Source organism: Novosphingobium sp. FG90, from assembly GCF_057808725.1.
In genome coordinates this window covers 38242-64904 of record NZ_JBMDIO010000007.1, presented here as the reverse complement: position 1 = coordinate 64904, position 26663 = coordinate 38242, and the positions used below count along the sequence as shown (strand labels likewise).

At 65.6% G+C, this 26663-nt stretch carries 20 protein-coding genes; 5 read left to right on the top strand and 15 right to left on the bottom strand.

Annotated features, from left to right (window positions below):
- Positions 1 to 152: 152 nt before the first annotated feature.
- A complete protein-coding gene (locus ACODRZ_RS08605; RefSeq protein WP_488970090.1) occupies positions 153 to 1697 on the top strand; it encodes an FAD-binding oxidoreductase in 1545 nt (514 codons plus the stop codon).
- 204 nt (positions 1698 to 1901) lie between these two features.
- Here the strand turns inward: ACODRZ_RS08605 and ACODRZ_RS08600 are convergent, their stop codons facing one another.
- On the bottom strand, positions 1902 to 3140 hold the full coding sequence (locus ACODRZ_RS08600) for a cytochrome P450 (RefSeq protein ID WP_488970091.1): 1239 nt from the start codon (positions 3138 to 3140) through the stop codon (positions 1902 to 1904).
- An 18-nt stretch (positions 3141 to 3158) separates the two neighbouring features.
- On the bottom strand, positions 3159 to 5318 hold the full coding sequence (locus tag ACODRZ_RS08595) for a TonB-dependent receptor (RefSeq protein WP_488970092.1): 2160 nt from the start codon (positions 5316 to 5318) through the stop codon (positions 3159 to 3161).
- A gap of 249 nt (positions 5319 to 5567) precedes the next feature.
- On the opposite strand from ACODRZ_RS08595, the gene ACODRZ_RS08590 reads away from it, so the two are divergent.
- Positions 5568 to 6326, top strand: a complete 759-nt coding sequence (locus tag ACODRZ_RS08590) for an SDR family NAD(P)-dependent oxidoreductase (RefSeq protein ID WP_488970189.1) — start codon at positions 5568 to 5570, stop codon at positions 6324 to 6326.
- A gap of 80 nt (positions 6327 to 6406) precedes the next feature.
- Here the strand turns inward: ACODRZ_RS08590 and ACODRZ_RS08585 are convergent, their stop codons facing one another.
- Complete coding sequence (locus tag ACODRZ_RS08585; protein WP_488970093.1) at positions 6407 to 7834, bottom strand: MFS transporter; 1428 nt, start codon at positions 7832 to 7834, stop codon at positions 6407 to 6409.
- Between the two features lie 130 nt (positions 7835 to 7964).
- Positions 7965 to 8903 carry a hydroxymethylglutaryl-CoA lyase gene (locus ACODRZ_RS08580; protein ID WP_488970094.1) on the bottom strand — a complete coding sequence of 313 codons (939 nt, stop codon included), beginning with the start codon at positions 8901 to 8903 and terminating at the stop codon, positions 7965 to 7967.
- 110 nt (positions 8904 to 9013) lie between these two features.
- On the opposite strand from ACODRZ_RS08580, the gene ACODRZ_RS08575 reads away from it, so the two are divergent.
- The gene (locus ACODRZ_RS08575) at positions 9014 to 9436 is read left to right on the top strand and encodes a cupin domain-containing protein (protein ID WP_488970095.1); all 423 of its coding nucleotides are present in this window, start codon (positions 9014 to 9016) and stop codon (positions 9434 to 9436) included.
- Positions 9437 to 9442: 6 nt separating this feature from the next.
- On the opposite strand, the gene ACODRZ_RS08570 is transcribed toward ACODRZ_RS08575, so the two are convergent.
- The 4 genes from ACODRZ_RS08570 to ACODRZ_RS08555 all read right to left on the bottom strand — a co-directional run bounded on the left by ACODRZ_RS08570 (position 9443) and on the right by ACODRZ_RS08555 (position 16832).
- Positions 9443 to 10462, bottom strand: coding sequence for a FecR family protein (locus ACODRZ_RS08570; protein ID WP_488970096.1), 1020 nt, complete (start codon positions 10460 to 10462; stop codon positions 9443 to 9445).
- Entirely contained in the window at positions 10455 to 10976 is a 522-nt protein-coding gene (locus ACODRZ_RS08565; RefSeq protein ID WP_488970097.1) for an RNA polymerase sigma factor, read from the bottom strand. Before ACODRZ_RS08565 ends, ACODRZ_RS08570 begins: the two co-directional genes overlap by 8 nt.
- Before the next feature lie 87 nt (positions 10977 to 11063).
- The gene (locus tag ACODRZ_RS08560) at positions 11064 to 13991 is read right to left on the bottom strand and encodes a TonB-dependent receptor (protein WP_488970098.1); all 2928 of its coding nucleotides are present in this window, start codon (positions 13989 to 13991) and stop codon (positions 11064 to 11066) included.
- 114 nt (positions 13992 to 14105) lie between these two features.
- Positions 14106 to 16832, bottom strand: a complete 2727-nt coding sequence (locus ACODRZ_RS08555) for a TonB-dependent receptor (protein ID WP_488970099.1) — start codon at positions 16830 to 16832, stop codon at positions 14106 to 14108.
- A 375-nt stretch (positions 16833 to 17207) separates the two neighbouring features.
- On the opposite strand from ACODRZ_RS08555, the gene acpA reads away from it, so the two are divergent.
- Together acpA and ACODRZ_RS08545 are read left to right on the top strand one after the other, a co-directional pair.
- On the top strand, positions 17208 to 18854 hold the full coding sequence (gene acpA, locus ACODRZ_RS08550; protein WP_488970100.1) for an acid phosphatase: 1647 nt from the start codon (positions 17208 to 17210) through the stop codon (positions 18852 to 18854).
- A gap of 79 nt (positions 18855 to 18933) precedes the next feature.
- Positions 18934 to 19977: a Ca2+-dependent phosphoinositide-specific phospholipase C gene (locus ACODRZ_RS08545; RefSeq protein ID WP_488970101.1), complete on the top strand. Its 1044-nt coding sequence runs from the start codon at positions 18934 to 18936 to the stop codon at positions 19975 to 19977.
- Between the two features lie 46 nt (positions 19978 to 20023).
- Here the strand turns inward: ACODRZ_RS08545 and ACODRZ_RS08540 are convergent, their stop codons facing one another.
- From ACODRZ_RS08540 to ACODRZ_RS08510, 7 genes are all read right to left on the bottom strand, one after another.
- Positions 20024 to 21172: a class I SAM-dependent methyltransferase gene (locus ACODRZ_RS08540; RefSeq protein ID WP_488970102.1), complete on the bottom strand. Its 1149-nt coding sequence runs from the start codon at positions 21170 to 21172 to the stop codon at positions 20024 to 20026.
- A complete protein-coding gene (locus ACODRZ_RS08535; RefSeq protein WP_488970103.1) occupies positions 21169 to 21513 on the bottom strand; it encodes a hypothetical protein in 345 nt (114 codons plus the stop codon). The genes ACODRZ_RS08540 and ACODRZ_RS08535 overlap by 4 nt, the downstream gene beginning before the upstream one ends.
- A gap of 23 nt (positions 21514 to 21536) precedes the next feature.
- On the bottom strand, positions 21537 to 22904 hold the full coding sequence (locus tag ACODRZ_RS08530) for an MFS transporter (RefSeq protein ID WP_488970104.1): 1368 nt from the start codon (positions 22902 to 22904) through the stop codon (positions 21537 to 21539).
- A gap of 31 nt (positions 22905 to 22935) precedes the next feature.
- A complete protein-coding gene (locus ACODRZ_RS08525; RefSeq protein WP_488970105.1) occupies positions 22936 to 23505 on the bottom strand; it encodes a cupin domain-containing protein in 570 nt (189 codons plus the stop codon).
- A 14-nt stretch (positions 23506 to 23519) separates the two neighbouring features.
- Complete coding sequence (locus ACODRZ_RS08520) at positions 23520 to 24377, bottom strand: phytanoyl-CoA dioxygenase family protein (protein WP_488970106.1); 858 nt, start codon at positions 24375 to 24377, stop codon at positions 23520 to 23522.
- 40 nt (positions 24378 to 24417) lie between these two features.
- Positions 24418 to 25473 (bottom strand): DUF3089 domain-containing protein, encoded by a 1056-nt coding sequence (locus tag ACODRZ_RS08515; RefSeq protein WP_488970107.1) that lies wholly within the window; start codon positions 25471 to 25473, stop codon positions 24418 to 24420.
- 137 nt (positions 25474 to 25610) lie between these two features.
- Positions 25611 to 26537 (bottom strand): LysR family transcriptional regulator, encoded by a 927-nt coding sequence (locus tag ACODRZ_RS08510; RefSeq protein ID WP_488970108.1) that lies wholly within the window; start codon positions 26535 to 26537, stop codon positions 25611 to 25613.
- Positions 26538 to 26663 lie beyond the last annotated feature (126 nt).

Sequence of the window (26663 nt, the reverse complement as noted above, 5' to 3'; positions counted from 1 at the left end):
CGTCGCTCCCCCCTTCGTCATTGCGAGCGAAGCGAAGCAATCCAGACCGACGCTGCGACGCCCTGGATTGCCGCGGCCCCTGCAGGGCCTCGCAATGACGATGAATTTTCCAGTCGCGGAAGCCAGTTAGAACAGAACAGGATGTGCCAGCCATGACCCTGCCCGACGCCCTCGCCCTTTCCCCGTCGCGCCTGCCTGACGGCGAGGCGGCGTTCTTCGGTTCCGACGTCTATCGCCGCCACGCAACCCCGGCGGGCGTGTTCCGCCCGACCAGCGTGGAGGACCTGCGCGCAATCGTGCTCGCGGCGGCCGAGGCGGGCCTTGCCATCCACACGCGCGGCGGCGGCGTCTCCTATACCGACGCGCACTTGCCCAGGCGCGCGGACAGCGTGGTCATCGACAGCTCCGGCCTCGGCCGCATCGCCTCACTCGACGAGGTCGACATGACCGTCACTGTCGAACCCGGCATCAGCTGGAAGGCGCTCGACGATGCGCTGGCCCCGCGCGGCCTCAAGGTGCCCTTCGTCGGGACGTTCAGCGGGCTTGCCGCCAGCGTCGGCGGCACCGTGAGCCAGAACGCCAACGGCCATGGCTCCAACGCCAACGGCATCTCGGCCGACAGCGTGGTCGCACTCGAAGTGCTGCTGCCGGACGGGACGTTCGTGCGCACGGGCACGACCGGATCCCAGGCAAGCCGGGGCCGCTTTCGCAACTACGGCCCGGACCTTGCCGGGCTGTTCCTCGGCGATTCCGGGGCGCTGGGGATCAAGACCGCGATCACCCTCAAGCTGCTGCGCCGCAAGCCCGCGCACGAGACCGCGTCCTTCACCTTCCCCGACTTCGCCGCGCTGCACGGCTGCATGTCCGCCATTGCGGGCATGAAGATCGAGGAGAAGTCCTTCGGCCTCGACCTCGCCCTGTCTCAAGGGCAGATCGCCAAGCAGGACACCGGCACGATGCTCTCGGTGGCCAAGGGCGTGTGGCAGTCCTCGCCCAGCGCGCTGGCGGGTGCGCGCAGCCTGATCCGCATGGCGGCGGCGGGGCGGCGGGTTCTGGCCTCGGCGCCTTACGCCGCCCACTACATCGCCGATGGCTACTCCGCCGTCGAGGCGCGCGCCAAGATCGACGCCATTCGCAAGGTCGCACTCGGCTTCGGGCGCGAGATCGCCAACTCGGTGCCGACGGTCGTGCGCGCCATGCCGTTCCAGCCGCTGCACAACATGCTCGGCCCCGCAGGCGAGCGCTGGGTGCCGCTGCACGGCCTGCTGCCGCACTCGCGCGTCGCGGCGTTCCATGCCGCCTTTACCGCCTACGTCGACAGCAAGCGTGCGGAGATGGATCGCAAGGGCGCCTATATCGGGGCGATGTTCTCGTCGATCGGGGCGGGGACGTTCCTTTACGAACCGGCACTGTACTGGAAGGACGCACTGACGCCCTATCACGAACGGATGATGGAGCCGGGTTACCTTGCCGGCCTGCCCCGCTACGCCGAAAACCCCGACGGCGCCGCGCTCGTCGAGGAAATCCGCACCGAGATCATCGGTCTGATGCATGCCCACGGAGCGGGCCATTTCCAGGTGGGCAAGCTCTATCCCTACACGCGCGAGCGTGACGAGGGCGCTTTGGCGCTGCTGCGTGCGGTGAAGGCGCAGGTCGATCCGAACGGCCTGCTCAATCCGGGTGCGCTGGGGATCTGAAGGCGCAACTGCGCGGCATGTCCTTTCGTCATTCTGAACTTGTTTCAGGATCCATCGGGCGGTTGGCGCGGGGAGGTAGCTGGCTAGGCTGCCCTCTCGGTTTGCCGTCGAAGCCACCGGGCTGTCGGCATGATGGACCCTGAAACAAGTTCAGGGTGACGGGGTGGATGTAAGGCGGATACTGGCCCTGATCGACAGGGCGGATCAGCCCTTAGCGCTGATCCGCACCGGCAGCCGGTCCAGCCCCCGGAAGGTGAAGCTGTTGATCCACGGTCGCTCGGCGGAGAGAATCGTCACGTCGTAACTACCGAAAAGCTCGCTGAAGAACTCCGCCAGTTCCATCTTTGCCAGCAGGTGCCCGAGGCAGAAATGCATCCCCGGCCCGAACGCCATCGAGCGGTTGTTGTCGCGATCCGGATCGATCTCGTCGGGCCGCTGCCACATGCGGGGGTCGCGGTTGGCCGAGATGTTCATGCCGTAGACGAAGTCGCCCTTGCGGATCGTGTGACCATGCCACTCGAAATCCTCGCGCGCGATGCGCAGCATGCCCTTGGCCATGCCGATGTAGCGCAGCAATTCGTCCACCACTTTCGCCGCGTCGGCCGGCCCGGAGAGCAGGCGCGCCTGCAGCGCGGGCCGCTCGTGCAGTTCGAGCATGCCCAGCGTCAGCATGTGCATCGTCGTCTCGAACCCGGCGATGATCGTGGCGTGGCAGGCGCCCAGCAGCTCGTCATCGGAAAGCTGGTCATTGGCGTCGCGCGCCTGGACGAACTGGCTAAGCAGGTCTTCCTTCGGGCTCTCGCGCCGCTCGGCGATCAGCTTGAGCAGTTCGACGTTCATGTCGGCGAGGGTCTGGTGATAGAGGTCCACCATCTCGCGCGTCAGGACTGCCGCGCCGGTGGCCTGCTGGATCGCGCCCGCCCAGTCGGCGAACTGGTCGCGCAAGTGGTCGGGAATGCCGAACATCGCGGTGATCACCCGCGCCGGCAGTTCACGCGCGACGGCGTGCACGTAGTCCACCTCTCGCCCGTTCACTTCACGCAGGATGTCCTCGCTGATCTTGCGCGAGGCGGGGCGCAGGGCATCCACCACCTTGCGCGAGAAGGCGTTCGCCATCAGCCGCCGCAGCCGCGAGTGGACGGGCTGGTCGACGTTGGATATCCACTTCTCCTCGAAATGCGCGACGAGCGGATACTCGGCACGCACATCGGCCACCAGCGTGGAAAGAAACGGCACAATGCGCGAGGCGGACAGGCGCTGGTCGCGGAACGTCGCCATGACATCTTCGTAGCGGGTGACGATCCACGCCTGCTGCTTCTCGCTCCAGAACACCGGGTCCTGATCCTGGAGCGCGCGCAGCGGGCTCCAGGGATCTTCGAGGAAGGCCGGGGAGCCGAAATCGACATCCTGCACCGGTTCTGCGATTCCGGTCTCTCCGGCCATTTGCATCACTCCTTGAGGTCACATCTTGTAGCGGAAGCCGACGCGCCAGACGCGCGGCTCCAGCGGGATCTTGTAGCCGAACAGGCCGGGGACGAACTCTGCCGAGGCGAACCAGTCCTTCGAGTTGAAGACATTGGTCGCCTGGGCGTAGAACTGGATATGGTCGCCCGGCAGCTTGTAGGTGATCGAGGCGTTGGCGCGCCCGATCGCCGGGTTCTGTGACGCTTCCGACAGCGAGACGAGCGAGTTGTACGACGACCGCCAGCTATAGTCCGCCGCCAGCGTCACCGTGCTGTCGCCCAGCGGCATGTCCGCCGTGCCGCCTAGCTGGTACTGCCAGCGCGAGATCAGCGGCAGGCGGGTCGCGCCTGCACCCGCGGCCTGCGAGGCCGGGTCCAGCTCGAGATATTTGTCGTAAGTATAAGTGACGTTGCCGAAGAGGCTGACGCCCTCCACCGGACGCAGCGTGGATTCCACTTCCACACCCTGCACCTTGGCCTTCGCCGCGTTCTGGATCAGGAAGCTGCCTGCCGCCGGGCCGAAGGCCAGCGTCTGCAGGTCGTTCAGGCTCTCGTGATAGGCCGCCACGTTCAGCAGCAGCTTGCGATCCAGCAGTTCGACCTTGCCGCCGATCTCATAGGACCATGCGAACTCGGGCGCATAGGGCGCGCCGTAGTTGTCGGGGTCGCCCGAATTCAGGGAGTTGAAGCCCGCTGCGCGGTAACCCCGGGCCACGGTCGCATAGACCATCGCGTCGTCGGAGAACTTGTACTGGAGATTGAACTTGGGTGTCCAGACGTTCGCCTTGATCGCGTAGTTCAGGTCATGGATGACGCCCAGCGAATCCGGCGTGGTGCCGAAAAACGACTTGGTGTCATGCGTGTAGCGGATGCCGGCCGATGCGGTCAGGCCGGGTATGATCTCGTAATCGGCCTGCGCGTATCCGGCATAGCTTTTCGAGGTCGTGTCGATCGTCGAGGGCTGGAGTTGGAAGCCGAGGAAAATGTCGCCCGCCGTACCCTGCTCCGCATGTTCGCGGAAGTAAAAGGCACCCGCGATGAAGTGGAACCGGTCGTCCGCGCTGTTGGCAAGCAGCTGGAATTCCTGCGTGAACTGGTTCTGGCGGCCCAGGCTGTCACGATAGAAGCCGACGATGGGGTCCGCAGTGCTGCCCGGTGCGACGTAGCCCCCCGCGAAGTCGAGCGCCCAGCGCTCCTTGAGGTGCTGGTAGGCGGTGATCGAGCGCACGGTGATCGTGTCGCTCAGGTCGTAGCCGAGGCGGCCGGAGAACGAATACTGCTCGTTGTTGCCAAGGGCGGGAAGCGGCGTGCGCGTCTCGTAGAAGCCGATGGCCGGCTTGTAGGGCGAGGTCGGCTCGATCGGCAGGAAGTGCTGGCCGTCGCTGGTGCTCTTGGCATAACGCGCGGTCACCACCGCCTCGAGCTTGTCGACATTGGTGATGCCGAGCGCGACCTGCCCGCCATAACGGCGGAACTTCGTCACGTCCTCGCCCGTGTAGATATTGTGCTGCCAGCCCTCGTTGCGGTTGTCGTAGAAGCCCGAGGCCGCCAGCGCGAGGTTCCCGGTGATCGGTGCCCCGACGCTGACCTTGGCCTTGACCTCCTCGAAGCGGGCGTAGCTGATGTCGAAATTCGCCCAGTGCTCGCCATTGGGCTGGCGCGTGATCAGCTTGATCGCGCCGGTCATCGAGTTTCGACCGTAAAGCGTTCCCTGCGGGCCGCGCAGCACTTCGACCCTCTCGATGTCGGCAAGATCGTAGTCGGCAGCGGAGAGGCGCGACTGGTAGACGTCGTCGATATAGATCGCGACCGGCGATTCCGAAGTGATGGTGCCGCCGTTCTGCTCCAGCGCGCCGCGCATCGCGACCTGCAGCGTGCTGGGCGATGCAGTGCCCTGACTCAGATAGAGGCCCGGGGTGTTCTGCGCGATGTTGACCACGCTGGTGATCGCACGATCCTCCAGCATCTCCGGACTGAAGGCGCTGACCGCGATCGGCGTGTCCTGCAGCGACTGTTCGCGGCGCTGCGCGGTCACCACGATGTCGTTGCCGGTTACCGCGTCGGAAGAGGCCTGCGGTGCCTCCTGCGCCATGGCGGGCGCAGCAGCAATAATGGTGACGAGAGCAGAGCTGAGAAGGAACCCGAACCGGCTGGACATGGCGATTTTCCCCGAACCTTTGTTGTCTGGTGAAGGTGCCTCAGACGCGGTTTTGGACAATTTGAGTCGAATTTGTTGATCACCTGCCGATGATTTATCACTAGGCGGAGATGCGCCAGAATCCGTGCTTGGCCGCGAGCGACGAAGGTTAACCGCAAGGCACGTTCGCGCTTGCCGTGTCACTGCCGTCGGCCCGATCGCAGTGCAGCGGCGGGCCTGAAACACAACCTCTCGGGATACCAAGTGACGATGATTCAAGACAATTTCTCCGGCCTGAACGTCGTGGTCACCGGCGGTGCGGGCGGTCTGGGCAAGGCTATCGTCGCCGCCTTCACCGCGCGCGGCGCCACTGTCGTCAGCGCCGATCTCGCCACATCGGGCGAAGAGCCCGTGAATGGCAAGGTCATCGAGCGCACCCTCGACGTGACCAGTGAGGACTCCTGGATCGCCCTGATGGACTACATCGACCGCGAGCTGGGCGGCATCGACGTGCTCGTCAACAACGCCGGCATCTACCGCCCGAACATCCCCTTCGAGGACATGCCGCTGGAGATGTGGCAGAAGCACTTCGCGATCAACTCGGACGGTGTGTTCCTAGGCTGCAAGCACGCGATCCGGCGCATGAAGGCGAAGGGTAACGGCGGTGCCATCGTCAACATGGGGTCCGGCATGTCGATCACCGCGAACCCGACCGGCGCCGCCTACTGCGGCTCGAAGGCCGCGGTCCTGATGACCACCCGTACCGCGGCCCGGGCGGCCGGCCGCTATGGCGTGCGCGTCAATGCCGTACTGCCCGGTGCGGTGCCCACCGAGATGCTGATGGGCAACAAGCTGGACGGCGAGAGCGATGGAGACTTCCTCGCCAAGATGGAAGCCTACAGCCCGCTCGGTCGCCTCGCCACGCCCGAGGATATCGCGGGCAGCGTGCTGTTCCTGGCCGATCCGGCCAACAAGGCGGTTTCGGGCGTGTTCATCCCGGTCGACGGCGGCAACATTCCCGGCGCCTGACGGCACTTTTCTGAACGGTCTGCAAAAGCCCGCCCGGCAATGCGCCGGGCGGGCTTTTTGCTGTCACCGGAATGGCGCGATCAGCGCTCCAGACCGGGAGACGGCTCGAGACGGGCAGCGTCTTCCCAGTTCTCCGGCCCGGTCGAGATCTCGGCCGGGTCTAGGCGGTAGCGGGAGAACACCAGCAGGCTGAGGAACTGCGTGATGACCGGGACCGCCGAATAGAGCAGGATCACGCCGAGCACTGCGTGCTGGCTCTGCTGCACCACGCCGTGCGTCGAGGAGACGAAGCCGAAGGCGCTCATGATGATGCCCGCGACAAGTGGGCCGAGGGCGAAAGCCAGCTTCTCGGCGGCGCTGAAGATGCCGGAAAACACGCCCTCGTTCGCCGCGCCGTGGCGGCGACGATGCAAGTCCACGGTATCGGTCAGCATCGAGAACGAAAGCAGCAGGAAGCCCGTATTGACCACGCCGATGAACACGCCGCGCGCCAGCACAAGCAGGCCTTCGCGCGTCACGTCGCCGATCAGGGGCAGGGTCATGACGACCGGGCTTTCGGGTTCCACGAAGAACCAGGTCACGGTGACCAGCATCCACAGCACCGAACCGACGACGTAGCACTTCTCCTTGCCGAAGCGGCGCGACAGATAGAGGAACGTCGGCTGGCTCAGCAGGCTGCCGCAGGCCATCGCGATCACGAAGGTCGGGATGATGTGCACGAGGTTCAGCGCGTAGACGTAGTAGAACCCGATGACGGTATAGCTGGACGCCTGCCCGATGCCCTGGATGAAGGTCGTCGCCAGCAGGATCATGAACGGCTTGTTGGAAGCCACCGAACCCAGCTGTTCCATCATCCGGCCGGGTGCCTGCGTGCCCTTCAGCAGCGGCACGCCGCGCAGCCCGAAAGCAGGCACCAGCATCGAGACGAGGCAGAGCGCCGCAAAGGAGAACGCCATGACGTGCCAGCCGTGCGCTCCGCCGCCCAGCGCGAAGACCAACGGCTGCGCCACGCCGACGCCGATCACGACGCCGCCGATCGTCGCCGCCATGCGGAACGTCAGGATGCGCGTGCGCTCGTGCGGATCGTTCGAAAGCTCGGACGCGACGGCAAGGTAGGGCACCGAATAGATGCTGAAAGCCGTCGAGGCGACGAGGAACAGCACGCAGACCGCCGCAGCCGCAACGTAGGGGCTGGGATACTCGACGATGGCGAAGAGGCTCGCGAAGCCGATGCTCGTCAGGATCGCGCCGATGGTCAGGAACCGGGTACGGCCCAAGGTGTCCTTCTTGCGGTCGGAAAAGGCCCCGACCAGCGGATCGCAGACGATCACCCAGAGCTTCGGGATCAGGATGACGAAACCCGACAGCCAGGGCGGAATGCCCAGGATCGTGGTCATGAAGATCGGCAGGAGAACGGCCGGCGTGTCGCGGAATATCTGCGCGCCGAGCTGCCCGGCGCCATAGGCGGCCGCCGTGCGGGTCGGAACCCGTTTCAGGTCATGTGTCATGACGATGTTGCTAGCGTCCTTGAGGGAGGGAGGAGGACCAAGGACAGGACGCTAGCTTACGCGCGGGGGAGGATGGAAGAGCGAGATCGCGTTGTCCGCAGAGCGAGAACCACGCGGAGGACTGGGAACTTTACGCGGCCCCCCGCCGCACCGCCGGATTGAAGCCCAGCGGCAGACCGGCATCGGTGACGAAGCCGTAGAGCGGCTCGCCCGGCAGCGCCTCGGCCACGATCGCGCGGACCGCAAAGAGCTTTTCGAGGTCGATGCCGGTGTCGATGCCCATCGCCTCGAGCATGAAGGCCAGATCCTCGGTCACGATGTTCCCGCTCGCCCCCGGTGCGAATGGGCAGCCGCCGAGGCCGCCAAGCGAGGCATCGATCGTGTCGAGCCCGCATTCCAGCGCCGCCAGCACGTTGGCAAGGCCAAGGCCGCGGGTGTTGTGGAGGTGAATGCCGGTCAGCGCCCCGTCGCCGACCACGCCCCGCACCAGCTTGACGAGATGGCGCACGGCAGAGGGATCGGCGTAGCCGGTCGTGTCGGAGAGGCCGACCTCGTCGCAGCCGGCTTCCATCAGGCGCTCCGCCAGCCGGGCGATCTGCGCGTCGGGCACGGCCCCCTCCAGCGTGCAGCCGAACACGGTCGAAAGGCTGCCTTCGAAGTGCGGGCGCTCCGCCTCGGGCAGTTCGCGGATCATCGCGGCGATCCGGGCGGCCTCATCGATCACCTGGTCGTGCGTGCGACGAAGGTTCTTAAGCGAATGCGTCTCCGAAACCGACAGCGGCAGGGTCAGCTTGTGCGCTCCGGCGGCAATGGCATCTGCTGCACCGCGCGCGTTCGGCACGAGCACGGCCACCGTCAGGTCGGGCAGCGTGCGGGCGAAAGCGACGATCTCCGCAGTGTCGGCGAGCTGCGGCAGCAGCTTGGCCGGAACGAAGCTGCCCACCTCGATCTCGCGCACGCCGGTCGCGGCCTCGGCGGCGATCCACGCCTTCTTTGCCTCGGTCGGCATCACTGCCTTGACGTTCTGGAGGCCGTCACGCGGGCCAACTTCGCTGATCAGAACCGACACGTCTCGCACGCTCTCTCTTGCCTATATTGTTATATCTATATATCATTTGTTCGCAGCCTGTCTACCGGCGTTTTCGCCGTCGCGGCTGATCACCGGGGAGGGATTCCAGCATGACCAAGCGTGCCGTTTGCATCTACGCCGAAGCCGATGGCGGATCGCGTCTCGCGGACCTCGAAATTCCGCTGACGCGCAAGGTGATCGCGGATGACGGCACTTCGCACTGGGAAGGCGTGGCCCCCGCGTCGATCTGGGGCATAGCGACCGGTGATCCCAACCACTGCACCGACTGGCACCCCTGCGGCATGGCCGGGCTCTCGATCACGCTGGAGGGGGAGTGGGAAATCGAGGCGACGGATGGCGACCGCCGCCGCCTGCGACCGGGTGACATGCTGGTGATGCTCGACACCACCGGCACCGGCCACCGTTCATGGCCAGCAGGCGAAAGCCGCTGCCTGACGATGGGCGTCGGCTTCGGCGAGGGCGTCGAGCAGCAGATGCGTGAGTTGCTGGCCCGCACCCTGGCGGCCGCATGAATTGCATCAGGCCGCGGCGGCGCGGTCCAGATAGATCGCGCCGCCGCGTCGCTGCGGCTCCAGCCCGAACAGCGCGCCGATAAGGGCCAGCGATTCCTCAGGCGCGTCCAGACGAAAGCGGCCGCTGAAAGTCAGCGCGGCGAAGCGTGCCTGCCCGAGCCGAAGCGGCGTCGCGCTGTAGCGCCCCAACCGCTCCACCGCCCGCCCGAGGGGCATGGTCTGCGCATCGAGCCAGTCGGTCTGCCAGTCGCCAGCAGCCGGATCGAACGTGCCGTGCCCGGTGATCGACCCGCCTCCCGTCTTGCCCCCCACCATAGCCCATTGCCGGGCCGGAACCACGAACCGTTCGCCGGATGTCGCATCGAGCCCGACCCGACCGGAGAATACCCGAAGTTCGCTACCGTCGGGGCCGTGATCGACACTGAAGCTGGTGCCGAGCGCCGTCATGCGGGCCTGCGGCGTGCGCACTTCGAATGGGCGCTGCGGATCATGCCGCACGTCGAAGCGCGCTGCCCCCTGCTCCAGCACGATCGCCCGGCGTCCCTGCGCGAAGTCCACCGCCACGCGCGAGGAAGCGTCGAGCAGCAGTCCCGAGCCGTCCGGCAGCACCAGCCGCCGCCGCTGCCCGACTTCGCTGGCAAAGCGCTGGGGAGCGGGCAGTTCCTCGCGGCCGAGCAGCCAGTATCCGGCAGCCGGCAGCGCGAGCGCCCCGGCAATGCCGGCCGCGATGGCCCGTCGGCGCCCGAACAGCGGCGTGCCCCGACGCCAGGCACCGGGCCGTCGCACGGGGGCCTCGCGAGAAGCGGGCAGGACGGGCGCCTCGCCCCGATCGTCCAGCGCGTCGACCAGCGCGGTATCCGCCATCATCCGTGCCATCCGTGCGAACGCCCGGGCGTGGTCGGGCGATACATCCAGCCATGCCTTCAGTTGATGCCGCTCGCCCGCGGTCAGTTCGTCGAACCGGTCCGCCCAGTCGGCGGCAATCTCGAGTATCGTTTCCGGCACAGGGCCTTGCCGTTCATCCATGCCTGTCGCGCCCCTCGCCATACCCGTCGATGTCATCTTCCAGTGTCAGGGCGAGATCCGCCATCGCCCGCACCAGGTGCTTCTTCACGGCCTCGACGCTGAGGCCCAGTTCCTCGGCGATCTCCTGCCGCGAGCGGCCGTCCATGTGCCGCATCCGGAACACGGCGCGGCGGGCCGGCGTCAGCCGCGCCAGTGCCGCCTCGAAGCGCGCATAGCGCTGGCGGTAGTCGAGCACCTCGTCGGCCAGTGGCAGGTCGCACATGAGGTCCGGCATTTCGGCGTCACCGAGGCGCTGCCCCTTGCGTGCGCCCGCTATGATGACGGAATCCGCCACGCGATAGGCATAGGCGAGCGGGTGCTCGATGGCCTGCCGCCGTTCCTGCTCCATGACCCTGACCAGGGCTTCCTGCACCACGTCCTCCACGCCATCCGGATCGCGCATCCGCTTGCGGACATAGCTCCGCAGCTTGTCCATGCCGCCCAGCAGGGAATGGCCGGCCTTGCCCATCAGCATTGCCCGGCTCCTTCCCCGCGGCCGACAACACCGCGCCGTCCGTGAAGAGTGCCCAGGGTGCCGTGCGGGGACAGGAGCACGCGCAAATCAGTACACATAGCGCAGACCCAGCGCGACGGTCCGCCCGCTGCGCGTGCGAGCGAGCAGGCGCCTGGCGGAACGGTCGGTATATTGCTCGATCGGCGTGTCGGTGAGGTTGCGCGCCTCCAGCGAAGCCTGCAAACCGGGCCGCAGCATGGCATGAGCAGCAAAGTCGATCGTCGTGCTCCCCCGGATCCACGTCCCGATGTTGCCGTTGTTGCCCACGCCGTCACGATAGGCGCCGCGACAGGCCACCGCGACGCGCGCGTCCCAGCCGCTCCCGGTGTAGTAGAGCGTGGCATTACCCGACCAGCGCGACAGGTCGATCAGGGGCAGCGACACGGCGGTATCATCGTAGATCACTTCGCTGTGGCCCGAAGCGAAAGTCGCGTTTGCCTGAATGCCGAAGCCGTCGAACGGAGCCGGAAGAAAGTGCAAATCACGCTGCACCGCCGCCTCGACGCCGAAGATAGAGGCGCCCGAACCGTTGAGCGGGCGCACCACGTTGTAGAGCGTATCGGCATCGACGCCGGAATAGAGGAACGCCGTCGGCAGCCCGGTGTCCGAATACAGCATCAGCGTCGTCGCGGACGTGATGAAGGAATCCATCCGCTTGTAGAACACCCCCAGCGACGCATAGCCGTCGCGGCCCATGTAGTGTTCAAGGGCAAGGTCCACCGCAGTCGCGGTGAAGGGTCGCAGCGACGGGTTTCCGGTCTCCACGGTGCCGCCGAAGGGGGTAGAGTTCACCGCCGCCGCCGCGCGCAGGTCGGCGACATCGGGCTGGTTGACGTCGCGACTGAAGGCGAAGCGCAACCGCAGGTCGCGGCGCAGGTCCATCCATGCACGCAACGAGGGTAGCCATGCCTCGTGCCGACTGCGCTGCCCTCGGTCGAGCGGCGCATCCTCGCCGCGCACCTCGCCCGAGGATGATGTGTCGGTGCGCAGGTACTGAGCACCGAGTTCGACCTCGGCAGGCATCGCGCCGACCGCAAGGTCCAGCCGAGCCAGCGCAAAGGCCGCATAACTGTTCTCCCGAACGCGGTAGGCCATGCCTGGCAGGTTCGCCGCAGAGGTGAGATCTCGGCTCTGCCCCGTCGCCGCGAAGACCGCATCGACGTCGGCGACGATGTAGCTTGTCCGCGAGCGCACATCGATCGGATAGGCCGCGACAGCAGGCGCATCCTCGCCATAGTCCCGCGTGACGCGGCGTTCGTAGCCGTCGTTGCCGTAGAAGCGATACGTCGCCCCCGCCCTCAGTTCCAGCGCCGGGGAAACGCGATGCGCCAGTTCGATCCGGGCCGCCACGTTTTCGTTGAGGATCGCATCCTCGCGCGCGTCGGCACGCATGAGCGTCCAGTTGGCGGCGTCACCGGTGTCGAAGCCGTAGCGATTACGCGGATGCGCCCCGGTTGCGATAAAGGAAAAGTCCTGCCCCGTGCTCTCCAGGAAGGCCTTGTCGAACACCGGCTCGGAAAAATCCGAGCGCGCATAGCCGACCCTCGCGGTCAGGCGGGTCGCATCGCCCAGCGGTCGCTCGGCCGAGAGCACGGCCTGCGTGAATGCGGTCCGGTCTTTCGTGATCTTGCTTTCGGAGCGCATGTCGATGCCGCTGAAATTGCCCGCGACCATCGTGTCGCCGACGATCCGCACCGATTTGAGCACTTGCGTGCCGTCTATGGTGCCGGTGGTGAGCCCGTTCGTCCCCGCCGCCGCCAGTGAATATTCCTTGCGATCATTGCCGAGCCGCGCATGGACGAGGTCGAGCGTCAGGTGCAGACCGTCGTCGCCCTCGTGCTCGATCGCAGCAACGAGGTTGAGGCGGTCGAAACGGTTGCTCCAGCTCGAATAGCTCTGGCCGCGTGACATGTAGACAGGGTCACCTGCTTCTCCCGTCAGCCGGACGCGATCGGCGGCGCTGACGGCCGGCCCTATGTTGGCTGCAGCGAAAGTGACGGGCACCCAGTCCCAGTTGCGATAGCCATACTCGGTCACCCGGTTGCGGCTGTAAGACGCCGCGAGAAGAACGCCCCAAGACCCGCTGCGACGCGACAGTTCAGCGGTGATGCGCGGCGCCACGCCTCCGGCGTTCCCGGCACTGGCGGCCCGCACCGCGAGCAGGGTCACGTCGTCCGGCCGATCGAAAGGCCGCAGGGTATGGAGGGCCACCGTCCCACCGACACCGCCTGCGTCATATTGCGCCGACCATGTCTTGCGCACCTCGATCCCGGAAAACAGCGCCGCGTCGAAGACGGAGTAGTCGAAGCGCCGCTGGCGGCTCGCCGAGCCCCGGTTGTCCATGCCTGAAGCGGTGGTCGCCAGCGCTTCCATCCCGTTGAGCGTGGTGCGGGTGAACAGCGGCCCGAGTCCCCGCAGCGAGACCTGCCGCCCTTCCCCGCTGTCCCGGCTGATCGCGATGCCGGGAAGGCGCTGGAGGGCGTCGGCGGCGTTGGGGTCCGGGAAGGCCGCCACGTCCTCGGCGCGGGTGACTTCGACGATGCCGGTGGCGGTGTGCTTGACGGTGACGGCTAGCCGCAGGCTCTCGCGATAGCCGGTAACGATAATGGGGTCTCCGACCACCTCGGCCGGGGGCGCTGCGGGTGCGATGACCGGCTCCGATGCGCGCGATGCCGGCGTCACTAGATAGCCGCCAGGCATGTCGCGCACCGCCAGCGGCAGGCCCCTGAGCAGGCGGCGCAAAGCCTCGCCGGTGCGCAAGCGCCCGGAAAGCGGACGATCCACGCGCATCTCGGGAGAAGCCGAGGTCACCACCTGCATCCCGCTCTGCCGCGACACTTGCGCCAGCACATCCCCCAGCCGACCAGGAGCAACATGGAATTGCTGCGTCCGGTCACGCGCCGACGCCGCGACGGGCACCCCGAGAGCAGCGACCAGCCAGAGAGCGGCCACGCTGCCGCGGGAGTGCGAATACACGGAAGGCGCGCCCTTTCATGGGCGCGCCTAACGAGCGAGCATGACAGTGATATGACTTCCGGATGTGACTTCCCGGCCCGCACGAGGGAGAGCAGGGCGGGAAGCCATCTTCGGTCAGAACTCGAAACGCACGCCGCCCATGATCGTGCGGCCCGAACGGGTCACGACATAGAGGCGCTTGGTGCTGTCGGAGTACTGCTTCTCGGCCTGGTTGGTCAGGTTGATGCCGTCGAGCGTCAACTGGATGTTGTCGGTCAGCTTGAAGTGCGCGGCCATGTCGACATAGAGCGTACCTTCGTAGCCCGACAGGTCCTGGTCGGTGCCCAGCGTGCTGGTGACGGGCGCCGCGCTGTAGACGTAGCTGCTGCGATAGTTGCCCGAGACACGCACGTCGAACTTCGCGTCCTGATAGTACAGCGTGGCATTGGCGTTGACGTGGCTCAGACCTTCCAGCGTGGTGTTGGCGCCGCCGCTGTAGATCGTCGAGTAATCGTACTTCGAGTCCACATATGTGAAGTTCGCCGAGGCGCCGAAGCGATTGAACGGCGCGGGCAGGAACGTGAAGTCCGATTGCGCAGCAAGTTCGATGCCCCACAGGTCCGTCTTGCCAAGATTGATCGGGCGCGAATAGGTATCGACGACTGTATCCGCCGTCAGCCCTGCAGCCAGATCGGTGGAAAGGCCGGTCGTGCTGAAGGCTACGTTGTTGACCGTCTGCGTCACGATGAAGCCGTCCAGCGTCTTGTAGAACAGCGCCGCGCTGACCGATCCGGTGTGGCCGATGTAGTACTCGACCGAGAGCCCGAAGTCGTTGGACTTGTAAGGCTTGAGGTTCGGGTTGCCCGCCGAGACCGAGACGGCCCCGCCATCGCCGATCGACACCGTACCGTTCACCGCCAGCGAGCTGAGCGCCGGACGGTTGATGTTCTTGGCAGCGGACGCACGCACGACCAGGCTGTCGTTGAGATCGAAGATCAGGTTCACGGCGGGCAGGAAGCCCTCGTAACGCGACGAGCCCTCGATCAGACCGCTGGTGCTGCCGGTGACGGTGCCGATACCGGCCGAGTAGATGTCGGTGCGGTAATAACGCCCGCCAAGGTTGCCTCGGAAGCCGATGCCGCCCAGCGTATGATTCCAGTCGTACTGGACATAGGCCGCTCCGGTGCGCTCCTCGACCGAATAGACACTGCTCTTGGTGGTCAGGTAATCGCTGCGGTCGATGCCCAGAACGTCAAGCGCCTTGTCGTAGTCCACGATGACCCACGACTGGCCTGAATAGCCATTGTAGACCTTGGAATAGTCGCTGATGTCGGCGCTGATGGCTCCCGACTTGAACTGGCTCAGCAGGGCGTCGTCGGTCTTGCGCTTGTAGCCCGAATTCTCGAACCGGCGCCATTCGCCGCCCACGCTGATCTTGTCGTCAGGGGTCAGTTCGTATTCGAGGCTGCCCTTGATGTTGTCGAAGGCGGTGTCCTGATAGCTCGAACTGATGTCGATCTCATGCGCGTGATAGTTCGAGGCATCGCTCGTGTCCCACCCGTAGGTATTGACGAGCGAGTAGTTGCCGCCGCGATAATCCGAGATCACGTCGCCGTAGGCCTCGGTGTAGAAATGGTCGTCCACCGGCATGTCATAGCTGGACCGCTCGATGCCGCCGAGGAAGCGGAAGGTGAGGCGGTCGGTGATGCGGGTATCGCCGCTCAGGACCAGCTGCTTGAACGTGTTCTGGGTCTTCTGGATGCGCGTTTCCGTGGCAGTATTGGCGCCGGAAACGTCGAGGTAGGTCACCTCGTTCTGGTCGTTCCACTCGATCCCATTGATCGTCGAGGCCGGATACGTCACGCCCGCGAAAGTCTGCGCGCCGCCGAGCCAGGTCGAACCGCCCGACCCGCGCGAGGCGAGGTGCGTCTCGAACCGATCCGCCTTGTACTTGCCGTAGAGCCCGTCGAGCGTGAGGTGGGTGTTACTGCCCGGGTTCCACTGGATCGAGCTGGTCAGGCCGAAGCGATCCTGCGTGCTGTCCCAGACCGACAGGCGGTTACCGCGCGCGAAACGCAGCGAGCCGGAATTGATCTTGTCCTGCTCCTCCTGCGTCAGCCCGGAAATGTCCGAGCCGTTCGCTCCATTGAGGCGCCAGCGGTAGGTATCGAAGCCTTCCTCGCGCGTCTTGCGGTGGCTGTAGGCGGCCGAGACGAGGATGCCGAAATCGCCCCAGTTCTTGGAGATGAGCCCGGTCAGGCGCGGCTGGAAATCCTTGGTCAGGCTGTTGGTGCCGCCCGAGGCCGAGATCGCGAACTTGTCTTCCTTGTAGTCGAGCGGGCGCGCGGTGAAGAGGCCGACGGTGCCGGCCAGGCCACCCTCGGTCTGCTCGGCCGAGAAGGATTTGCGCACATCGACGCGGTTGAACAGTTCTGCGGCGAAGATGTTGAAGTCGAACGCACGGTCGCGCGTGCCCTGCCCGCGGCTGTCCTGCGGCGAGTCGACGTTGCCCAGCACTTCCATGCCGTTGAGCTGGACGCGAGTGAAGTCCGGACCCAGGCCGCGCAGGCTGACACGGCGACCTTCACCGGCTTCGCGGTTGATCGCGACGCCGGGCAGGCGCTGCAGCGCTTCGGCGAGGTTGAGATCGGGGAAGGCGGCGATGTCGTCGGCGACGATCGAGTCCTGGATGATCGTCGACTGGCGCTTCACGTCGCGCGCAAGGTCGAGGCTGGCGCGGTAACCGGTCACGACGATGGCCTCGCCCGCATCATCCGCCGGAGCGGTGTCCTGGGCCAGCGCGGGCTGCGCGAACAGCGCCAGTCCCGTCGATACCAGCCAGAGGCTGCGCTTCGTCCACATTGCAAAAATCCCCTTGTTCCGATCCGGAAAGCGCCGCAGCGCAAGATCGCGTGCGACGGTCGGCCGGGGAGAGCGACCGGCAGCGAAAACGGGGACAGAAAAAAGTTGTGAAAGTTCAAAGACTTTTTGATTACATTTTTGCTACATTGTAATTTTTGAATATTAATTAAAAAATTCATCCCAATATTCATGAGAAATGCCCGGCAACAAGAAGTAAAAACTAACCATCAATCCAAAAATTAATTCTAAATCTTCTCTCAATCGGAGATAAGCGTCCAAGCGATTCAAACGCCGACGCATTTGTCGAATTTGCGATTGACGGGACGCCTCGCCTCGGCCCAGACGACAGGCAAAGTCGCACTACCGAGGACGTCCATGACCAAGCCCGAATCTCCCCGCCCGGGTTCCCTCAATCCCGATCGCCGCCAGTTCCTTGAAGGACTGGCCGTCCTTGGCGCTGCGACCGCGGCAGGTTCTCCCGCCGCCGAAGCCCGCACGACCAAGGCCGCCTCGCACGGTCCGGTGAACGATACCAGGCTGCGCGAGGCGATCGACACGGTCGTAGTGATCTATGCGGAGAACCGCAGCTTCAACAATCTCTTCGCCGACTTCCCCGGCCTGGAGCAACCGCTCTCAAAGGTTCCCGCCGAGCGCTTCACCCAGCGCGACCGCGACGGCAAGCCGTTCAAGACGCTGCCGAAGATCTGGGAGGGCCTCGTCCCCGACAAGCAGGTGGTCGAACATACCGAATACATGATCGGCCCCGACGACCTCGCCCCCCTGCCCAACGCTCCCTTCGCCCTGAAGACCAAGGAGGGCGATCCCCTGCCGCACGGCGTAGTGACCCGCGATCTCGTCCATGCGTTCTACCAGAACCAGTGGCAGATCAACGGCGGGCGCAACGACGGCTTCGTGGCGTGGGGCGATAGCGGCGCGCTCGTCATGGGGCATTACGCCGATACGCGAGCGCAGCTTCGCCTCTGGCAGGTCGCGCGCGAGTTCACCTTGTGCGACAACTTCTTCATGGGCGCGTTCGGCGGCTCGTTCCTGAACCACCAGTACCTGATCGCCGCGCAGCCCCCGTTCTACCCCGACGCGGACAAGAGCCCGGCTGCACGGCGCATCGCGCAAGTCGAGGGCACCGACCCCAGGGGCATCCGCCTCAAGCTGGAACCGAAAACTGCCGCCAGCGCCATGGACGGCCCCGCCAGCTTCGTGACCAGCACCCTCTCGCCCGACTTCTGGGCGGTGAACACGATGCTGCCTCCCTACACCCCCACGTACCTGCCCGACCCCGACAAGCCGGGCTACGCCGACTGGACCAACGGGCAGACGCTGGTGCCGCAGGATCACCGCACCATCGGCGACATGCTCTCGGCGCGTGACATCGGCTGGGCCTGGTACGCAGGTGGCTGGAATTCGGCATTGGGCAAGGATGCCTCCTTCCCGGCGCGGCCGAACCTGCAGCCGCATCACCAGCCGTTCAACTACTACTCCCGCTTCGCCCCCGGCACCAAGGACCGCGAGGAGCACTTGCGCGACGCGGGCGAAGGCAGCACCGCGCGCACCAACCGCTTCCTCGCCGATGCCGAGGCGGGCCGCCTGCCGCCCGTCAGCTTCTACAAGCCGCAGGGCAACCTCAACATGCATGCAGGCTATTCCGACATCGACGCGGGCGACCGCCATATCGCCGCAATCATCGATGCCCTGCGCGCCAGCCCGCAGTGGGAGCGCATGATGATCGTCGTCACCTTCGACGAGAACGGCGGCTGGTGGGACCACGTGGCCCCGCCGAAAGGCGACCGCTGGGGGCCGGGCACCCGCATTCCGGCGATCGTCATCTCCCCGCACGCGCGCAAGGACTTCGTTGACCACACGATCTATGACACGGGATCGATCGCGCGCTTCCTCACCCGCCGTTTCGGTCTCGCCAAGCTGCCGGGACTGACCATGCGCGAAGACGCCATGCGCGCAGCTGGCGGCGTGGCTCCAGGAGATCTGACCGGCGCGCTGGATCTCTGAATAAGCGGCTGATTGTCAAAGGCTTGTCATGATCGGAGGGCATTCGCCCTCCGCCACCCCCAGAGCCTGCGGAGCCGCCATGCCCTTTCTTGCCCCTCTCGTCCTCGCTGCTGCTGTAATGCAGGCTCCGGCCGAGCCGAAGATGAACGACATCCAGGTCGTCGGCACTCACAACAGCTACAAGCAGGCGATGAGCGACGACGTGCGCGCCCGCATCACCGCCCATAGCGAGAAGCTGGCGCAGGCGCTCGACTATGCGCACCGGCCGCTTGCTGAACAGCTCGATCGCGGTGCCCGCCAACTGGAAATCGACGTCAACTACGATCCCAAGGGCGGCTACTACGCGAAGGGCGCCGGCGATGCCGAACTGCTCAAGCCCGGCTTCAAGGTACTGCACATGGCCTTCAGCGACGCGGCCAGCAGCTGCGAGCGGCTGGTCACCTGTCTCGCCCAGATCCGCGACTGGTCGAACGCCCATCCGGATCATGCGCCGATCATGCTGATGTTCAACGCCAAGGAAGATGCCGATCTCGAGCACAACAAACCGGCGATGCGCTTCGACGAAAAGGCGTTCGATGCACTGGACCGCGAAATCCTCTCGGTCATTCCGCGCGGGAAGCTGATCCTGCCCGACGATGTGCAGGGGCGCTATCCGACTTTGCGCGATGCGGTGCTGGCGGGAAACTGGCCGACGTTGTCCGCCGCACGCGGCAAGATCTTTTTCGCGCTCGACGAGCACGAGGAGAAGGTCGCCATCTATCGCGGAAAACGCAAGTCACTGGAAGGACGTGTTTTCTTCGTTAATACGGACGAGAACTCACCCGCCGCCGCTTATCTCACGATCAACGATCCGATCGCCGAAGGCGACCGCATCGCCCGGGACGTCAAGGCCGGCTACATCGTGCGAACCCGCGCCGATGCCGACACCTGGGAAGCACGCAACGGCACTCTGGGGCGCCTAAGGGCGGCATTGGTGAGCGGTGCACAGTACATCTCGACCGATTACCTGTGGGAAGACGCGCGCCTGCCCGGCTACCGTGTCGCGCTGCCAGGCGAAGCGACCGTGCGCTGCAATCCGGTCAGGCTGCCTGCCGCGTCGGCGAAGGACTGCGGCACGAATTGAAAGCAAATCGGCGGCCGGACCAACCGGCCGCCCGATTCCTTCCCGATCAGGCCACGCCCGAGGCCACGAACCACGAGCGGAACACGCCTTCGCTCTCCGGGCCGTAGCGGAACGGGCCGCTGCGCGCCGCCGGACTGGTCGCCTGATAGCCGGTCTCCACCGAGGAGAACCCGGCTGCCTCGAACAGCGAGCGATAGTCCGCGCTGAGCGCACCGCGCCAGTTCGGCTCGTTGTTGTACTGCGCTTCCAGTTCGCCCGACAGTTCGACCCATGCATCGGAATTGTCGTGCAGCAACGGCACCTCGAGGTGGACCGCGACGCCGCCGGGACGCAGCAGGCGGCGGCTTTCGGCGATGATCGCCATCGTCGCGGCCTGCGAGGTTTCGTGGAACATCACGCAGCTGAACACGAGGTCGAAGCTGCCGTCTTCGAAGTCGGTCTTCTCCGCGCTCTGCTGCGAGAAGTGGACGCCTGCGCCAAGGTGCTCGGCGCGGGCATGGGCGTAGCGCAGCATCGATGCGCCGACGTCGATGCCGTGGACTTCGGCGCCCGGGAAACAGGTCGCCGCAGGCACGGTGCTGGTGCCGATGCCGCAGCCCATATCAAGGATGCGCGCCGGGTTCAGGTCCGGAAAGCGGGTGAGGACGTGCGCCATCGCGGTCTGCCCGCGCAAGTCGTTGAGCATGCCGCCGTTGCGCCCGAGCATGTAGACCGCGCCGCCGCGATCCATCATCGCGCCCTGCAGGATCGAACCGTCGTCATGGGCATTGCCGCCGGGCATCAGGTGAATGTCGCCACGCCGGATATAGTCGGGCACGGCGAAATCCGGATCAGTGCGCACGGAACCCAGGGGCGCTTCGATCGCGGCGAGATCTTCGAGATCGCCCGCCTGCCGCTCGACGCTGGCGGCGACGCTGGACCATAGCTGGCGCTGAGATTCCCGCTTGAGCGAGAGCCAGGTCGAGAAGCTCTCGTGCTGCCCCATTCGCTCACGCAAGGCCGCAGCGGTGTTGTTTGCGCCTGCAGACGCCTTCTGCTCGGCAGCGGCGATACGGGCCTGCACCGGCTCGATCTGGCTCATGACGTAAAGCTTGAGGTCGCGCACGAACAGCTGCTCGGCCAGTTCGTCATGGCTCGGCACTGCGATCAGCGGGTGGTCGAGCTGGGCACGGCGTTCGGACATCTGTTCGCTCACGGCAGGATCTCCTCGGCAGGGGCACTCATCGCGGCCAGTTCTGCCTCGGCGGCTTCGCGCAAGGGACGGAAGACCTTGTCGAGCGTGGCCTTGCGCAGCCCTTCGCGCTGGGCTGCCGCATCGGCATCGGGTTCGAACGCATCGACAGCGCCTGCGGGCAGCGTGCCCGAGGCGGTCAAAAGCCGCTCGGCGGCGTCGAGACGGGCGCGCAGCACGGTCACTTCCGAAGTCAGGCCGACGATCATCGCCAGCAGTTGCTCGTCCATCGGTCGGCTGCCGTCGATGGCGTCGAGCCGGTTGGGCGTGCGGGGCAGGGACTTGCCCGGGGACTTGCTGTTCATGACTCGGGGAAGCTCTTGTTGCGTCAGCTGGACTGTACTGCGACTGGCTGCAACGTCGAAGCCGGCGGCTCAACCGCATCCTCGACTGTCTCCGGCAGGCGATAACGCAGCATGATGATGCTGGCGATGACGGCGGCGAGCGCCGGCACCAGCGAGACGGTCACCATGATCCCGGCCTTGACGCTGGCGGGCTGCTCCTCCGCCCCGGCGCCGGTGGAAGAGACGAAGCCGGTCCAGCTCATGATCGTGCTGAACAGGAAGATGCCGAAAGCCGACGTGCCCTTTTCAACCATGACGAATACGCCCGCGAGCATGCCTGCACGGTTCTCGCCCTGGATGCGGCGGGAATAGTCCATGGTGTCGGTCAGCACTGTGTAGAGGCCGAGGAACACGCCGCCGCTCGCGGTGCCCGACAAGGCGCAGGCGATGTAGATCAGCGGGAACGGCGAGCCCGCCGGGATCAGTGCCCAGACGGTATAGGCAATGGCGCATAGGCTCCCCGCGCTCACCAGAGCGTTGCGGCGGCCGAAGCGACTGGCCATGCGGACCCACAGCATCTGCGAGATCACCATCATCGCCGTCTGCACCGCGAAGATCGTGCCCAGCGCAGTGTCGGTTACGTGCAGGACGTGGCGGGTGTAGTAGGGGATCGCCGTGATGTGGACGGCAAGGCCGGAGAACAGGATCAGCTTGAAGCCCATCAGGCACAGGAACGGCTTGTTGGACCACAGCGCCGCCCAGGTCGCGGCGAACGATCCGGTGGGCTTCTTCTCCGCTTCTACCGGGTGACGCTCCTTGAGCAGCAGGAACGCGGCGATCCCGCCAAGCGCGATGGCGATGCCCAGCACCAGGGCGACATGCCCGTGCCCCGCGCGATCGCTTCCCAGCCGCGCCAGCAGGAACGGCGCCGCCGACGTGGCCGCGAAGCTGCCGAGCGACGAGCCGTAGACGCTGAAGGTCATCAGCCGCGAACGGGCGTGGAAGTCGTCCGTGATCGCACGCCCGATCGCAAGGTAGGGGATGCGGAACATGGTGTAGGCGGTCGAGTAGAGCAGCAGCGTGAAGCCCACGTAGAGCCACATGCTGTCACCCTGCAGCCCGCCCGGCACGTTGAAGAGCAGGATCATCGACAGGCCTGCCAGCAGCCCGCCACCCAGCAGATAAGGCCGGAACTGGCCGAAGCGAGTGCGGGTACGATCGCCGATGTAGCCCATCAACGGGTCGGTCATCGCATCGTAGATCTTCGCCGCGACGGTCAGCATCCCGGCCAGCGCGATGGCGAGACCGAGCGAGTCGGTCATGAACCGCAGGTGGAGCAGCCCGACGGCGCTCACCAGTGCGGCGGAAGTGAACGAGCCGATCGCCCATCCGATGTACGCGCTCTTCTTCATGGGGCACCTCCCTGCATGATGCCGGATTACGTTATTCGGACCACACCTTGTTCATGTCCGAGCTGCCGACCTTGGGGCAGCCCTCCTTGGGCAGCTGGACCGCGACCATGAACGAGCCTTCCGGCCCGGACTTCGAGATATGCCCCTCACCCGTGCAATCCTCGGCATAGGCAAGGTCGCCGTGCTTCAGTTCATACTCGGTGCCGTCATGCAGACCGATGATCATGGAGCCGAACAGCGGGATCAGCAGCGTCGGGTTGTTCGCGACATGGAAGCCGAAGCCCGCATTGGGCTGCGATCCGCCGAGGGTCACGCGAAAGGCCGTGCGGCGCAGCAGCGTGGCGATCTCCTGCCCGCGCGGTTCCACCACGTCGAGCTGTTCGGCGCGGGTCAGCCCGTCGGGGCCGGAGTAGAGATGGAACACCCGCTTGATCCACGGCATCGGATCGCCGGTGCCCTTGAATTCCATCGGGAAACCCTGTCCCGGCAGCGGCTTGACCGCCACGGGAGCCTCGGCCGCATCGGCGTAATGGGACAGGCCCATCATCGCCATGAGCATGCCGCCACCGGCCAGGAAATCGCGCTTGCTGTGCGTCGTCATCGCGGGCGATCTCCTCAGGCGGCTTCTTGGCGGGCGGGCGCAAAGGCGCGCGGCTCGCTGTCGGGGCGCTGCCAGATCAGCGGCAGGTTCTCGCTGGGAGCGGGGTGGACGCCCTCGGGCTGGGCGAGGACATCGACGCCGGGCACCGGGGTCAGGCCCTCGCGCGGGCACCAGTAGCTGTCGTCGCCGATCATGCGCATGGCAAGGCCGGTGCGGGCGAGAGTGTCGGAATCGTTGCCCTTGGAATAGTGCGGGATATCGACGTGGAACAGCACCGCGTCGCCCGGCTCGAGGTCCCAGGTGACGAAGCGGAACGGGAAGTCCGGGTTGTCGCGCTCGGCCTGGAAATCGGGGAAGCGGAACGTGCCGTCCCCAGCCGGGCCGAAGCGCGATCCGGTCTCGATGCAGAACTTGTGATAGCCCGCGACGAACTCGATCTGGCCGTTCTCCTTGTTCACCGGCGAAAGCGCGACCCACAGGTTCGGGATCATCGTGCCGGTGAAGGGCCAGAGGTGGTCCGCATGCCATTGCATGATCGAGGGCGAGAGCGGCGGCTTGCGGAACAGGTGATCGTGGAACATCTGCACGTTGTCCGCGCCGATCACCCGGCCGACGATCTCGCCTGCGGGCGAGTTGAAGACGAAGTCGCGGAACGGGCCGGGCTTGCGCCACAAGTGCGCGACCGAGATCATCGCCCCGTGCGAGGGTCCGGTCTGGCCGTAAGCCTCGGGATCGCTCTCAACCGCGCGTGCCGCTTCCTGCATCTTCGCGATCCATTCGGCGTCGAACATCTGGCGCAGGCAGACCACGCCGTCACGGGCGTAGTCATCGATGTCCTGCTGGGTGATGGGATTGAGAGGTTCCTTGTTCATCGTCTTTCTCGTCTCAATGTGTGAATGACCGGGTTGCAGATTATCCGGGGTGGGCTGCAAGCCATGCGCGGGCGCGCAGGATCGCGTTCTGGCGCACGTCCTCGTAGAATAGGCCGAGGTCGTGGTAATGCATGCTGTCTCCCGGCAGCGGCTTGAGGCCGAGCGCGGGATCGGGATCGACGACCAGCAATCCGCGATCGCACTTCGCGGAGACGGCGTGAGGGACGATGGCCTTGATGGCACTCTCGTCCGGCGCGCCGGGAACCGCGCCCTTCGCGGCATCGCGCGTGGCAGCAGGCTTCGAACGGTCGAAGGTCAGCGGGTTGATGCACAGGATGGTCGGGTCGGCGCCCTTTGCCAGCACCGTGCGGTTGTATCCTTCCGCGAACGACGCCGTGCTGGCGAGGTCGGCGCTCGGCAGGATCGAACTCCAGTGGACTACGCAGCCGATGCTGTCGGGCTTGTCGCACATCCGGAGCGTCGAGCCAGACCGGTCGTACTTGGAGGCCGGGAAGGTGATGCCGACGTCATAGGCCGCCACCATCCGCGCGGCGAGCGGCTTGCCGTCGATCTCCTCGTCCAGCAACCGCTCAAGATGCGCGGCGCCCTGGCTGTGGCCGACGAGGATGAAGGGGCGCCCCTTGTTGTAGTGATCGAGGTAGTAGCGGAACGCCCGCTTCACGTCGCCGTAGGCGAGCGCGAAAGCGGCGTCGCGGATCTTGCCGCCTTCCTTCTGTGCGCCGCTGGTCGCCTGGCGATAGCGCGGAGCGAAGACGCGGCAGCAGCCGTTGAACACCCCGCCCTGCCGCGCGATGACGCTGCCGTCGGTCCAGGCGTTGGTCGCCTTGTCCGACACCGGCTGGTTGTAGCGGTCCATCGAACGGTCGGTCGTCGGGTGGATGTAGAACACATCGACGGGCAGGTTCTGGCGCGCCGTCGATCCGGGCGCGACCGCTGCGGCGGCGCCCTCGTTCCTGCCGTCAGCAGCCCAGCTGGATGCCCGGGCGTAGTCGGGTGCGGGTGGGACCTGCGCCACGAGGGGCGCGGCTGAAGCAAGGCCAGCGATGGCCGTCAGGATTCGGAGTATGGGCTTCACGTCCGCTCGTTCTCTTGTCTGAAAAGGAGATGGAGCCGGGATTCGGAAGGCCTTGCCGATCCGTCACGACCCCTTCAACCTGATCGGACGAAAGCGGGTTGAAAAGCTTACAAATCTCGGCAGGCGATAGACTTTCCTTATACTGCTGCGGTCAAAGTGCGATCGCTACGGTACGACTGTCGCAGTTGCGACGCGAACCGGCGCACCGAAGCGCTCTTGTAGCTGCCGCGGACACTGAGCAGTCCGAGCGACGGCGCTTCTATCCGCGTATCAGGCACACGGCGCAGTGTGCCGGCCTCAAGCTCGGCCGCGACCAGATCATCAGGCAGCATGCCCAGCAACCCGGCATCGAACACGAGCGAACGGATCAGGCTCATCGAACTTGACCGCACCGCAGCCTTTGCCGGCGTCATTCCGATGCCTTCCAGCAGCAGCATCAGGTCCTGCGCGCCGCCTTGCTCAGGAGTCAGGTTGGGCACAGCGACTTGCGCCCAGTCATGCGGGGCGAGCGGCTTGCCACTGCCGATCTCGTCGAAGATACCATGGTCGGGGCGCGCGAAGACCGAGTAGAACTGGTTCACAAGCGGCTCGAAGTCGAACTCCTCGTCCTCCGGATCGACGTTTGCGTTGGCGCAAAAGGCCAGGTCGATTTCTCCCTGTCGCAGCCGCTCATGCAGTTCGGAGCTGTAACCCTCGACGATGCGCAGGGCGACGTCGGGATCGGTTGCCCGGAATCTCGCCACGGTACGGGAGAACTCCGCGCTCATCATCACCGGATGGACGCCCAGCTCGATGATCTGGGCGCGGCTGCTGCGCTCGACTTCGGCGAGCAGCCGGTTCTGCTCGCTGACGATCAGGCGGGCGCGAACGATCAGGCGTTCGCACGCCTCGGTCGGCTTGATGCCGCGCGGGCCACGAATGAACAGCGACAGGTTGAGGCTTTCCTCGAGCTGACGGATGCTCCAGGTCAGCGCGGGCTGCGACATTCCGAACAGTTTCGCGGCCTTGCGAAAGCTGCCGGATTCGTAGACCGCAATCATCCGCTCGAGTTTGGCGATGTTCATTACTGCCTCCTTCGTGGCGTGTCGGCTGACGATCGATCAAGCCTATAAAGAAGAGTAATAGATAATTTGAATTATCCGCCCTGCGAAGGGATGGCACGGCATGGGTTCACCCACCTTGCGGCCGCG

Excerpts from the sequence above, each read along its gene's own strand:
- ACODRZ_RS08555 (WP_488970099.1), bottom strand. The coding sequence starts at position 16,832 with ATGTGGACGAAGCGCAGCCTCTGGCTGGTATCGACGGGACTGGCGCTG.
- ACODRZ_RS08565 (WP_488970097.1), bottom strand. The coding sequence starts at position 10,976 with ATGCTGATGGGCAAGGCCGGCCATTCCCTGCTGGGCGGCATGGACAAG.
- ACODRZ_RS08525 (WP_488970105.1), bottom strand. The coding sequence starts at position 23,505 with ATGACGACGCACAGCAAGCGCGATTTCCTGGCCGGTGGCGGCATGCTC.
- ACODRZ_RS08510 (WP_488970108.1), bottom strand. The coding sequence starts at position 26,537 with ATGAACATCGCCAAACTCGAGCGGATGATTGCGGTCTACGAATCCGGC.
- acpA (WP_488970100.1), top strand. The coding sequence starts at position 17,208 with ATGACCAAGCCCGAATCTCCCCGCCCGGGTTCCCTCAATCCCGATCGC.
- ACODRZ_RS08595 (WP_488970092.1), bottom strand. The coding sequence starts at position 5,318 with ATGTCCAGCCGGTTCGGGTTCCTTCTCAGCTCTGCTCTCGTCACCATT.
- ACODRZ_RS08600 (WP_488970091.1), bottom strand. The coding sequence starts at position 3,140 with ATGGCCGGAGAGACCGGAATCGCAGAACCGGTGCAGGATGTCGATTTC.
- ACODRZ_RS08545 (WP_488970101.1), top strand. The coding sequence starts at position 18,934 with ATGCCCTTTCTTGCCCCTCTCGTCCTCGCTGCTGCTGTAATGCAGGCT.
- ACODRZ_RS08570 (WP_488970096.1), bottom strand. The coding sequence starts at position 10,462 with ATGGATGAACGGCAAGGCCCTGTGCCGGAAACGATACTCGAGATTGCC.
- ACODRZ_RS08530 (WP_488970104.1), bottom strand. The coding sequence starts at position 22,904 with ATGAAGAAGAGCGCGTACATCGGATGGGCGATCGGCTCGTTCACTTCC.
- ACODRZ_RS08585 (WP_488970093.1), bottom strand. The coding sequence starts at position 7,834 with ATGACACATGACCTGAAACGGGTTCCGACCCGCACGGCGGCCGCCTAT.
- ACODRZ_RS08605 (WP_488970090.1), top strand. The coding sequence starts at position 153 with ATGACCCTGCCCGACGCCCTCGCCCTTTCCCCGTCGCGCCTGCCTGAC.
- ACODRZ_RS08575 (WP_488970095.1), top strand. The coding sequence starts at position 9,014 with ATGACCAAGCGTGCCGTTTGCATCTACGCCGAAGCCGATGGCGGATCG.
- ACODRZ_RS08520 (WP_488970106.1), bottom strand. The coding sequence starts at position 24,377 with ATGAACAAGGAACCTCTCAATCCCATCACCCAGCAGGACATCGATGAC.
- ACODRZ_RS08535 (WP_488970103.1), bottom strand. The coding sequence starts at position 21,513 with ATGAACAGCAAGTCCCCGGGCAAGTCCCTGCCCCGCACGCCCAACCGG.
- ACODRZ_RS08590 (WP_488970189.1), top strand. The coding sequence starts at position 5,568 with ATGATTCAAGACAATTTCTCCGGCCTGAACGTCGTGGTCACCGGCGGT.